The sequence below is a fragment of the Enterococcus sp. MSG3290 genome (assembly GCF_050555565.1).
GTDB classification, from domain to species: Bacteria; Bacillota; Bacilli; order Lactobacillales; family Enterococcaceae; genus Enterococcus_B; species Enterococcus_B faecium.
This window is the reverse complement of the sequence record NZ_CP187862.1, coordinates 2,268,412-2,281,166: the sequence shown is the minus strand read 5'-3', so window position 1 is coordinate 2,281,166 and position 12,755 is coordinate 2,268,412. Positions and strand designations below refer to the sequence as shown.

The window sequence follows — 12,755 nt, the reverse complement described above, 5'->3', positions numbered from 1 at the left end:
GAAGAACATGGAAGCATTAAAAGGTATTGATGTCATTTTGCTTTATCGCTTATTGAAAAAAGAAACTCAGGAAGCTGCTTGGAAAATGGCATTTCAAACAGAACATGAAAATGGTTTATCAAGAGATTCAGACTCTACAGTGACAAAAGACGGAAACGTTCAAAGTTTAAGCCCAGTTGAATATGATTTTTCGGCTACTTCAATAGTTGCCAAAGGCGATTCTCATGTAGATGAAATGAAACAAGCCTTATTAAATGGCGATATCATTGAAATTTGGGAAATCAACAAAGCAGAACAGGGCACAGATGATGATGCAAATAAGTACAAAGCTACTTATTACCAAGCATATGTGTCTGAATTTACTCCATCAGCTGCTGCAGAGGATAACGTTGAATTAAGTTTATCATTTGCAGTAAATGGTGTTGGTCAAGATGGTTATGCAACCTTGACAGAAGATCAAGCCGATGTTGTTCAATATGCATTCAAAGATACCGTGAAAGCAACTTCGACAGGAGCATAAGAGGGCTTAGATGCTCTCTTTTTTATTTTAGGAGGATGAAAAACATTGAAATTAAAAATTAAAGGTAAAGAATATTCGTTTAAATTTGGCACTAAATTTGTACGTGAATTAGACAAAGTGATGCCTTTCATCGATGGAAATATGGAATTCGGAATGGGACTCTCAGCAAAAGTCTTACCGGAATTACGTTCTTATAATGTCAACACGTTGTCACGAGTCTTAGAAATAGCAAATAGAACAGAAGAAGAAACTATTACGTTGGATGAAATGGATGATTACATCGATGAAGTTAAAGACATCGAAAAATTGTTTGATGAAGTCCTAAAAGAATTGGCGGAGTCGAACGCGGGAAAGTTAGCGGTCCGAAACCTGAATCAGAAATTGAAAGAAGCGGAAAAACAACAAGCGGAATAGATTCTGCACTGGCATACGAACAAATTCTTATCAATTCTTTTCGATATTTGGGAATGACCAATATCTCAGATATCGAAAGAATGACGTTATATGAATACAACATTCGTATGACTGCAGCCCAGTTATCTTGGCTTGACAAAGAAAAGTTGATTCACGAATTAGCGTGGGCAAATCAGCAAGTCCAAGCGGAGAAAAAAGTAGGCAAAAAGACAGTTCCTGTATATCGATCCTTTGAAGAATTCTTCAATTATCAAAAAATCGAAGATTCAATCATGGGAGTTTCCGAACTTTCAAAACAAGATAAAGAATTCCAAAGCTTACTAACTAAAGCTAACTCTTGAGGAAAGGAGGAAAATCATGGAACAATTTTCTGTTGAAGCCTTATTAAAAGCCACAGATAGTGGATTTGTAAAGACTTTTAAAGATGCACAAGATGCTGTTAAAACTTTTGAAAAGAAATCAAATAGTATGACAACCGCTGTTGGTAATGTGATGCGGAGTACTGGTGCTTCGATGACAAAGTACGTAACTGCGCCACTAATAGGTATAGGTGTAGCAGCTGGTAAAGTTGGTGGCGATTTTGAAGCACAAATGAGTCGTGTAAAAGCTATCTCTGGTGCGACGGGTGATGCTTTCGAACAAATGAAACAGCAAGCGATCGATTTGGGTGCTAAGACTGCTTTTAGTGCTAAAGAATCTGCTGATGGTATGGAAAACTTAGCTTCTGCTGGATTTAACGCGCAAGAAATCATGAAAGCAATGCCGGGTCTTTTAGACTTAGCAGCTGTATCTGGAGGGGATGTGGCTCTAGCTTCTGAAAATACTGCTACTGCTTTGAGAGGATTTGGTTTAGAAGCAAGTGAAGCAGGACATGTCGCTGATGTATTTGCTCGTGCTGCTGCGGATACCAATGCTGAAGTTGGAGACATGGGAGAGGCATTGAAGTATGTTGCTCCTGTAGCCAATTCAATGGGTATTTCTTTGGAAGAAACTGCAGCAGCTATTGGTATTATGAGTGACGCAGGCATTAAGGGTTCTCAAGCAGGTACAACGTTGCGAGGAGCATTGTCTAGGTTAGCAAGGCCAACAAAGGCTATGCAAGATACAATGGATAATTTAGGTGTTTCGTTTTATGATGCTGACGGTAAAATGAAACCTTTAAAAACTCAAGTAGAATTACTTAAAAAAGCTTTTGAAGGCCTGACGCCTGAACAACAACAAAATGCTTTAGTAACACTATATGGGCAAGAATCATTATCAGGGATGATGGCTTTGATTGATAAAGGACCTGATTCATTGGGCAAATTAACAAAATCTCTGAAAGATTCTGATGGTGCAGCTGACGATATGGCTCGGACCATGCAAGATAATATGAATTCTTCCATCGAGCAAATGTTTGGAGCTTTTGAGTCAGCAGCTATTGTAATTCAAAAGATTCTAGCACCATCCATCAAAAAAGTAGCAGATGCCATATCCGGCTTAGTAGAAAAATTTGTAAGTGCTCCAGAATCAACTCAAAGATTAGTAGTGGCCATAGGAGCAATCGCTATTGCAATTGGGCCAGTATTGTATGCATTAGGAATGCTGGTTAAAGCGTTTCAAACCATGAAAGTGGGGTTAGGTGTATTAGGTAACGGAATCTCTTTGTTCAAGAAATTAGGTTCCGCCATAGGTTTTCTTACCAGTCCAGTCGGATTGGTTATAGCTGCGGTAGCACTACTTGTTGTAGGTTTCATCTATCTTTGGAATACGAGTGAAGATTTTAGAAACTTTTGGATTGGCTTATGGGAGGGAATCAAGTCTGCTGTAAGCTCGGCAGTAGAATGGATTCAGAATGCATGGAAATCTACAGGAGAATGGTTTAACAATTTATGGAAGTCCATTAAAGAAGGTGCAGACAATGTTTGGACTACAATTCAAGAAGCTCCTGGAAAAGCGGCGGATTGGATCAAGAATAAATGGACTGAAACAAAAGAGTTCTTTTCAAATTTATGGTCAAATATTGCAAACTCTGCTTCAGAGATGTGGAATAGTTTAAAAGAAGGTGTTGTCTCAGTTATTGATGATTTAGTTTCAAGTGCTAGTGAAAAATGGGAAGGGTTTAAAAATACTATATCTACTTCATGGAAAACAATTACAAGTAAAATTAAATCTGGTTTTGATTTTATACTAAAATATATTGGTCCATTTGTAAGTAGCTTTTCAGACGTGTTCTCTAATATAGTGAAAGCAATAACAAGTATATTTGCTGAGGTTAAAAACATAATAGTAAATGCTTGGGAAATCATTAAGTCTTTAATAGCTGCGCCGCTACTGTTTATTATAGATTTAATTACTGGTGACTTCGAACAAATGAAAGAGGATTTAGATCTAATCTGGAACACACTTGTCCAATCAGTGGTAAATATTTGGACATCTGTAAAAAATATATTTACGGAATATATCGGTGCAATAGTAAATAGTGCCGTTAGTTTATGGACTGGATTCATACAAAGTATTTCTAATATTTGGAATGAAGTAGTTTATCAAGCGACTATGATTTGGATTGATTTGAAACTATTTTTTACTAATTTATGGATTGATATTAAATACAGTGCAATTCAAATGTGGATAAATCTAAAATTCTCCATAATTCAAACTTGGATTGATACAAAATATGGTGCAATTGAACTTTGGAATAATCTAAAACAATGGTTTTTCCAAACGGTTAATAATATCGTGCAAACTCTTATAAAAAGTTGGAACAGCTTAAAGCAAGGAACGATAGATTTATTTAACAATACAGTTCAAGGTGCTAAAGACATTTGGACTTCATTCAAATCTTGGATTGGTGATTTAATTACTGGAACCAAAGATAACGTTATTCAAGGTTGGGAAAACCTAAAACAAGGCACTATAGATACTTTCAACAATTTAGTAAGTGGCGCTCAAGAAGTGTGGGATAATTTAGTAAATGCTGTTAGTGATACTGTTGATAGAGTAACTGGCTGGTTTGATAACTTGAAAAATATCGATTTACTAGCAGCCGGAAAAGCCATCATGGATAGTTTTCTAGAAGGGTTACAAAATGCATGGAAATCTGTGCAAGATTTTGTTGGAGGTATTGGTGATTGGATTCGTGAACACAAAGGACCTATCCAATACGATAGAAAGCTATTGATTCCAGCTGGTCAGGCTATTATGAACGGTCTGAATAAAGGGCTGACAGGAGGATTCAATGACGTACAGAATACTGTTGGAAGTATGGCAGACTTTATCGCGGAACTTTTCAATGCAAATCCTGATGTAGATATAGCTGCAAATCTGAAAAATGCAAATAAAAACATTGGTGCACAAGTTGAACATAAAGTAAATATGGGTGGCTCTACTAAACCAGCTGTATTTAAATTCAATCTTGGAAGACAATCATTTAGATTGTTTGTGGACGATATTTCACAAGCTATGGGCGAAGGTGCAGACATTAATCTGGAATTTTAGGAGGGAATATTTTGGATCAACGAGAAAATAAAATGTACTCATTCAAAGATACAACCATTAATCTCACTAGTTCTAAACTATTCCTTCCGACGTCTGCCATGATGTACGATGGAATGTATTTAGAAGATTTGATTGAGGGTTATCAAACACTTACGGTGGAAGGTAGAGAAATGCTTTCTGTAGAAGTTGAACAGCAAGAGATACAAATTGGTTCAATCATTACAAATCAGAAAATACCTTCAAGAACACTAAAAATAACATATAAGCTGGAAGATAGAGATCCAGAAAAACTACAGTTTAAATTCAAAGAACTGTTGAATTATTTATACCGGAATGAAGACGTGGAAATTAGGTTTCATGATGAATTAGATTATTATTACTACGGTCGCTATACATCAACTGATACTGTTCCAGGAGACTCCAACTCGATTATTTCGAGTTTTAATGTATTCTGTGCGGATCCACTAAAGTATACGAAAGAGTGTGTTAGTGATGGCTATATTGGAAATCCGATACAGTTTCCTATAACACCAAGAAAAATTGAAGTTACTTTATCCATGAATAATTCAATCAAAATTACAAACGGAGAACAAAATATCACGATAACTGACGCGGCAATAAAAACAGGAGACGTGTTGGTTTTTGATTTTTCCGATGAGCAGGTAACTGTAAACGGAGAAGATTGTACTTCTATGATTGATTTAGAAAGTGATTTTGAGAACTTTTATCTTAAGCAAGGTCAGAAGATAACTAGCAATAATGGGAAGCTTAAAATATTTTATAGGGGGGCGACAATTTGAGTGAGACAGTTTATTTCTTTGATCACTTGCAAAAACTTATTAAAAGAAAAAATACAAGAAGTTTGATTGAAGTCTCCCAAGAAAAAGAAATTAGTTCTGATAAGAGTGATCTAATGAAAGATACTCTTTACGTTACGACAAAATATGATAAAGAAATAGAGGATGCAAGATATATGGCGATTCGTGAAAACGAGTCGTCTTTTTCGTTGTATCGAATTACTAAAGTTAGCGACCCATTTGAAACATTAGAGTTTACAGGGTTAGGATTTGCGACAAATGAATTAGATGCTTACATCATCAAAGATATTAGGCCGAGTGGGCAGCCCTTAAAAAATGTTCTTGATCGATTGATTGAATTTACTGAAGGAAATTGGCGCGTTGGTCACGTAGAAGCAATGTTACCAACAGTAACTGCAACTTTTTACTATGTCTCTGTAAAAGAAGCGTTGAAAGAATTGCAAACCTTAGGTATGGAATTTGTCTTTAGGTGTTCTTTGAATTCTGATGGAATAAAGGATAAATGGATCGAAGTATATGAACAAATTGGCGAAGAATCGAATACACGTTTCGTATATGGTAGTAAAGCATTAACAGTTGTAAGAGAGATAGATAGAAGCTCAATCTCAACTTCAATGATAGGTCGTGGGCGAGGCGAAGAGGTTGGTGACGGTTACGGTAGAAGAATTGAATTCACTGATGTTGAATGGAAAAAGTCGAATGGTGATCCTTTAGATAAGCCTAAAGGCCAAAATTGGCTTGAAGATCCGGAATCAACTCAAAAGTATGGGATACCACAAAAAGATGGATCAATGAGAAAACGAGAAACCGTAGTAGTGTTTGATGATATAGATGATCCAACAGATTTACTTAAAAATACTTATTCAACCTTAATCGATTCTGCTAGACCGTTAGTACAATTCAAAGCTGAAGTCACTGGAGGAGATGTGATAGGAAATACAGTGACTATTCACAGATACGATAAAGGTTATCACTATAAAACTCGTATTTATAAAACTACATTCAATCGGCTTACCGGTCAAACGAATATCGAACTAGGGGATAATTTAACACAAGATGTTAGAAAACAAACGGCTTCTATTGTCAATAATATTAATAGTTTAGAATCTAGCAAAATGACATTTTACGAATCGACAGAGATTGGAAAATACCAAGATGACATTATGCGAGGCGCAGGAGATAATGGCGGTTCTATTTATTGGGTAAATGGAATTGAAGCTGGTGTTAGTGATAGTAGAGAAATCTATGAAACTGTTTATATGGATGGACCTAACATTCCTGGATCACGTTTTTTTATGGTCCAAAATAACTCAGGAATATCTTTCAAACAGTGTAAAAAAGGTGAATGGAAAACAATCCAAGATGTACACAATGGCGATAGCACGACTGCGTGGACGTTGGATGGAACTTTCAATGCTAATTTTATTCAAGCAGGAATTCTTTCAGGTATTCTCGTGCAAGGGGTAGCTTTAAAGACATTGGATGATAAAGATTTCCAATTAGTGGCAGAAGGAGGACAACTTTCTTTTGAAAAAAAGGTCATTTCAACTGGGCTTGACGATGTTCACGGAGAATCGCTTGGATCCATCGTAGCAACTTATGGAGGCGGAAAAATAAATGGGTTTGCTGTATGGAAAGAACCAAACTATATTTTTTCCATTAACGCTGGGGACGGCGGCGATCGAGGGAATCCTGTTTTTCAAATTCCAGCAGACGTTACTGCTGATAAGCGCAAATATAATCTTTACGGTGATGGTAAATTTTCAGAAGGAAATATAACCATAGATGGCCGTCTAGATGTCAAAGAATTATATGTGAACGGCGTTAAAATCGATACAAACGGTGGAGACAATACTGGAGGAAACGACAACGGGTGGAATGGACAATATCCACCAGAAGTGACTAGTGACCGGGATAAACGTTATTGGCAGATTTGGGCAATGGCAATAGGTGCTGGCTTTACTAAACAAGCTGCTGCAGCCTTACTTGGAAATGCACAAGGAGAATCAGATGCTAATCCAACCGCCGATGAGGGCAATGGCGCACCAGGGTTCGGTTATGGTGTATGGCAATGGACCGATTCTTCTGGCGCAACTAGCGGACGTGTTTACATGATCAATTTAATGACAAAGGCTGGCATCAGTGATGATCCAGACACGATCACGGCGCAGTTCAAATTGTTGATGTGGCATGCACCGAATGGTCAATGGATCGCAACTAGTGCTTATCCTTACACATGGACACAATTCATGAATCTGACCGATATCAACACAGCAGCACAAGCATTCGTGGCTAACTTTGAACGTCCACGTGATCCACATCCAGAACGGACGACATGGGCACAAGAATGGTATGACAAGTTCAAAGATTTAGAAATTCCTGCATCGAAAGGGTATATAAAACCAATTGCGGATCCAATCACAGTGACGAGCGAATTTGGCTGGCGCACTTCTCCAATTACAGGCGCGCAAGAATTTCATAACGGTATTGACCTTGTAAATGGAAATCCTAATACACCTATTTTTGCATCAGCAGACGGCGAAGTGATTGTTGCAGGTGATGCAAATTACTTTGACTGGTATGGAAATTGGACAGTGATCAAACACGCTGATGGAATGTATACAGGCTATGCACATCAAAGCCGTGTGGATGTTGCAAAAGGTCAAAAAGTAACTGCTGGTCAGCAAATTGGGCTGATGGGGACAACAGGACCATCAACTGGAGAACATCTTCATTTCCAATTTATGGATGAATTTTATCCATCTTCTTCTGGTCATTTCCATAATGCAAGAGACTACATCGATTTCTAAAGGAGGGATAGTCGTGGCAGAAACGCAGCATAAAATGGTCCTATCCACCACCGAACCAAATAACGGAATAAATTTGGTTCGGATTAGGCAAGGGGATGTTTTAACTCAAAAATTCGTTGTTGAAGTAGTGGAACATGGAAAACTAAAAACATTCGATGGCCTAGTGCCATTTTTTATTAACACAACAAAATTTGGCGAAAATCAACCTGTTGAACAAAAAGTACAAGAATACAGTCCAGCACAAGCAAGGCTTGTTTATACGTTAAGTGAGCCTGACTGGCAATGGGGCGGTGAAAACACCGCACATTTCAGTTTCCGATCACTTAATGGTGATGGAACTTGGAGTGAACAATTTAGCACACAGGATTTTATCTATCGAGTCATTTCTGGAATATCTAGAAGCCAGTTACGTGACTCTGGATATGTGTGGACCTTTGAGGATTTGCTAAGAAAATTCAAAGATTACATGGATCAGGGCAAAAATGACTGGGAGCAGTGGTTAGAAGATAATCGTGAAATACTGGAAAATATCGATCCAGGTGGTACGATCATTAACATTTTGAATGAAGCAAAAGGAGATTATGACAGTTTAGCCGCTCGCTTAGACGACATTCAAAATAAAACATTCAATGTTCCTAAAGGTGCAGAACAAGTGCCAATCAAAAGAGACAAACTTTTCTACGACAGAGGCGCGTATAACTGGGTTCGTCCTACTAACTTAGATACAGTGATCGCGCAAGCGGATAAAACTAAGTTTAACATGGGATTCATGACGGATATCCACGTCGATTCACACGAGCAATTCTTAGATCACTTCGACCGGAAAGACAAAACAGAACGTCGTTGGAGCATTGTCGGACAATTTAGAACGCTAGAAACCTTTACGGACGCGATGGTATACGGCGGGGATAATATCGATGGATACAGTGGAGGAACAGCGTCGGGCATTTATCCTTATACCGAACAAGAAAGACGCGCGAAGAACTTACACGTGTTGAAACGCTTTGCTAGCGTAGCGACAGCAGGCGCAGAAGTTCCGATCATTCTTTGCCGTGGTAACCACGAAACAGGTAAAATCCCATACGCAAACGACGGACGTTCACGGCTCGATTCGTTGACAGGATCGGATATTGCCGTAGCATATGATAGCCGTTACGGCCCTAATTTGTTCCCTAACAAAAAAGTTGCGATTTACCGTATCGATACCGATGACTTCGAAGATCATACGAACTCACAAGGAAAATTCATCGAGTTTTCTGGATATTACAACGGTGCTGAGTTTCCTCATGGAAAACTAGGGCAAAACCAATTGCATGCCTTTGGACAATGGTTAGAACAACTTGATAGAAGCTATCACGTTGTAATTGTAGGACATGTACCTATGGAAAGAGAAAACGACGTAGCAAACGTGACGAAACTAGGAACCTTACTAGACGGCTTCAAACAAGGAGCAAGCGTAACTATTGATTACAATACAATGAACGGTTACAACCCGAGTCCTATGGGACAAAAGACTTACAACTTCGCAACAAAAGGACGCGGAACAGTTGCGGCAATCTTTGCGGGGCATTGGCATTATGAAACAGTGAAATATTTAGGTACAACGCAAATCATTGTAGGAACAAAAGCCTTCCCTTCCGAAGAGGAATACAACACAGCGAATGAAGCGGGTTTCGCAAATGTGCAAATTGATACGGCAAAACGTACGATCAAAGTACAAGGTGTGGGCCACTACACTAATCGCAATTTCACGTATTAGGAGGTTTAATCAGTGGAAAAAGAAATTAAAAAATTGCAAGAATCTGTCAAGTGGATTTTACAACAATTAGCAATTCATTTCGATGGTACGCCGCAACAAGCTCATGTCGATGCTACACCGTTAAATGCCGGTTTTTGTACGCCTGAAATCGCAATGAACGCGCGTGGTATTGCTTTGAAGGATAATGAGCTAGGCTGGAAGTATACTAACGTGTACGACGTTCCACCGGGCTTTTACGCTACCACTAATCAATGGTACAAAAACGGACAAATCACGATGTTTGGCGATGGTTCAATCATGTTACTAGGTGTTATGCAAGAACACAATAAACGGAAACTGCTTTGGGCTTCGGACGGTTACGGCGGAAATATCTATATCGCACGTACGCATAACAATGACAACGGTTATAATAGCCCGGGTTTCCGAAAAGTTGTGACAACCTTCGAGCTATTCAAAGGCGAAAAACATGGCGTGGGTACGACGATAGACTTAAAAGATAGCATGAAACACTACAGTTCCGTCCGCATTCATATTCAAGGTTGGGGCGGTCAGGTGTACGAAGCAAATAACGTGACTGGGCCAGTTGTCATGTTCACTAACTTATATGACGATGCAGGCGGTATGGAAATGTATGAGTTGAAATTAGAACGTGTGACGGATACAAGCTATAAGATCGTTCGTTCCGCCCAAGTAGCAATCACTGAAAATATGAATTACCACAAAAATACAAACGCAGAAATTCAAATCATCAAGATAGAAGGCGTTAAGTAGGAAGGAGGGATTGATTTGGTAGACAGAAAAGTTGGTGAGATCACCGTACCTACAGAACCAGTTAGTCGTGCCACCAAGATTACAGGCTTTACTTTTAAATCTTATGATAAAAATGCTGGTGTTTTACAATTTAATATTGAAAATCAAGACGGAAGTCCGACCGATTTAATCGATGCGACTGTTCGTCTTTTTATGCACATCTATCAAGGGGAAGAGAAAAAGGAGTTCCCAATTTTTGATAATCAGATCATTACTGAAAGCTACATGCAAGGGATTGTAAAATACCGGATTCCTGACATGTTACTTTCTTACGAGGGTAAAGTTGATGCCAATGTTTATATTGATTTTCCAGATGGTAGTCATACGGACAATTTGGCGTTTACTTTTAATATTGAGAAATCTATCATTGATGGCGATGTTCAATTGAATGGAGAATATTATTTTAAAGACTTTCAACAACTACTTGATGGGGTCAAACAAGAGGCGACAGATGCTGTTAACGCAGCATTAACAAATGTGGATTCTACGATTGAAAAGGCAAACCAACAAATAAATGAATTTGTAGAGGGAGCCACACAAGCAATTGATCAAACTGTTGACGAGGTAACAGAGCAACTACAAGCTACTCAAACTAAGATTGATACCGTTTCTCAAAACGTTACATCGGCACAAAACAATCTTAAAGCAGTTGAAGACAAAATGAATCAAACCAATCAGGAGATTGGCGATCTCGGCAAGCTGAAAAAGATGTACTCCAATAGCATCGACTTCGGGAACTATGATTATTCGGGGAATCCGAATTTAATGAGTGTAATTAAAGCTTCTGATTTTCATCTAGAAGGTGATACTGTTGTAACAGATGTTTCTACTAATGCTATACACGTAATCTCGAAAGGTGCTGAACGACTCAACGCATTTACTTCAAATAACGCACCTAGTTTAATTAGTGGTAAAACGTACACCATAAGTGCAAAAGTTAAAGTAGATGAAGGTACAACTGGAGATATTAATACAATAAGAATATCTTATCGTAAAACTAACAATGGTACTATTTTATTAAGTGTTACTGCTAAAGATATTGAAATAGGTAAAGAAATAACGGTAAAGGCTACAGGTGTAGTAAATTATGAACTCACAGATTTATCAAGGTTTTATTTAACTATTGATCTTGAAGGGTATAGTAGTCGGATAAATGGTGGGGTAATAGTCAGTGACATTAAGATTGAAGAAGGCTCAACAGCCACACCATATCAACCTAACTTACTTGATGACCCTTACTGGGTAGGTAAAACATCGTTGGGTAAGAATATTGCAAATAAAGGTACGACGTTCCCAATCAAATCTAGCGAGTACCAAATATATAAAGCTAACATGGAAGAAGAGTATATATTAGGTCAAACATATACTATCACGCTTAAAGGAACAAAACCCGCGAGTCAAACATTTGTAGCGTATAATGATGGGGTTATTAGTTTTGGAAACCTAAAGCCAGTTGAGGGATTGACAGACGTATGGTCACTAACATTCACACCAACGAAAATCGCTTCAAATGCGCCTAAAGAATTTCGTATTTTTCAGTATCCGCAATCAACAGCAGGCGCATGCCAAATTGACTGGCTAAAGATTGAAAAAGGCAACACCCGAACTCCCAATATTAGTGAGTATAAATACTTCGGTGAAGGATTGAAAGACAGCAACAATCCGAACGACTACAGCTGGGACATCACACCTGAATATACTGAAAAAGGCTTGAATGATTCTGTGAGCTTAACCGAGCCTGAAACTGTTTTAGGGCTTAAAAACTTTGAGGATGGTTTGCAAATAGCGGGAAAAGAAGTTGCTATAGTTCCAGAAGATACCGGATGGGTAAATCTAACAGCGATCAACGGCCACTCCTGGAATAAACAGGGACAAATTAGGAGAATTGGAAAACTAGTGATGTTCCGTGGATCATTAAAAGGTAGCACGCTAAGTACACAAGATTTTTGTACGATTCCAGAAGGATTTAGACCAAGTAATCCAACTGATAATTATGAGTATCAATTCTTGTTACCACCACAAAGTAGCAATACTTTAGACAATGGCGGGATGGCTTATATCCGACCGAACGGCGTTTGCGGTCTACCTTCATTTAGGGGAACAGTCAACTTGTTTTTAGCACCAATTCAATACTATATAGACTAGGA

The 12,755-nt window shown here is 38.4% G+C and carries 9 protein-coding genes; all 9 read left to right on the top strand.

What is annotated here, in order from left to right; all coding sequences use genetic code 11:
- Positions 1–7: 7 nt before the first annotated feature.
- Genes IGL31_RS10965 through IGL31_RS10925 form a run of 9 tightly spaced genes read left to right on the top strand, consistent with a single transcriptional unit; the run spans position 8 to position 12,753 of the window.
- Positions 8–520 carry a phage major tail protein, TP901-1 family gene (locus IGL31_RS10965; protein ID WP_002322707.1) on the top strand — a complete coding sequence of 171 codons (513 nt, stop codon included), beginning with the start codon at positions 8–10 and terminating at the stop codon, positions 518–520.
- Between the two features lie 45 nt (positions 521–565).
- Entirely contained in the window at positions 566–934 is a 369-nt protein-coding gene (locus IGL31_RS10960) for a tail assembly chaperone (protein WP_002293018.1), read from the top strand.
- A 53-nt stretch (positions 935–987) separates the two neighbouring features.
- A complete protein-coding gene (locus IGL31_RS10955) occupies positions 988–1,275 on the top strand; it encodes a hypothetical protein (RefSeq protein ID WP_010722883.1) in 288 nt (95 codons plus the stop codon).
- A 16-nt stretch (positions 1,276–1,291) separates the two neighbouring features.
- Positions 1,292–4,411 carry a phage tail tape measure protein gene (locus IGL31_RS10950; protein WP_010722884.1) on the top strand — a complete coding sequence of 1,040 codons (3,120 nt, stop codon included), beginning with the start codon at positions 1,292–1,294 and terminating at the stop codon, positions 4,409–4,411.
- An 11-nt stretch (positions 4,412–4,422) separates the two neighbouring features.
- The gene (locus IGL31_RS10945; protein WP_010723236.1) at positions 4,423–5,211 is read left to right on the top strand and encodes a distal tail protein Dit; all 789 of its coding nucleotides are present in this window, start codon (positions 4,423–4,425) and stop codon (positions 5,209–5,211) included.
- Complete coding sequence (locus tag IGL31_RS10940) at positions 5,208–8,039, top strand: phage tail spike protein (RefSeq protein WP_086300262.1); 2,832 nt, start codon at positions 5,208–5,210, stop codon at positions 8,037–8,039. Before IGL31_RS10945 ends, IGL31_RS10940 begins: the two co-directional genes overlap by 4 nt.
- 13 nt (positions 8,040–8,052) lie before the next feature.
- Entirely contained in the window at positions 8,053–9,798 is a 1,746-nt protein-coding gene (locus IGL31_RS10935; RefSeq protein WP_002337189.1) for a BppU family phage baseplate upper protein, read from the top strand.
- Between the two features lie 12 nt (positions 9,799–9,810).
- Positions 9,811–10,569, top strand: a complete 759-nt coding sequence (locus IGL31_RS10930) for a hypothetical protein (RefSeq protein ID WP_002323935.1) — start codon at positions 9,811–9,813, stop codon at positions 10,567–10,569.
- A gap of 15 nt (positions 10,570–10,584) precedes the next feature.
- The gene (locus IGL31_RS10925; protein ID WP_086300263.1) at positions 10,585–12,753 is read left to right on the top strand and encodes a BppU family phage baseplate upper protein; all 2,169 of its coding nucleotides are present in this window, start codon (positions 10,585–10,587) and stop codon (positions 12,751–12,753) included.
- Positions 12,754–12,755: the final 2 nt, after the last annotated feature.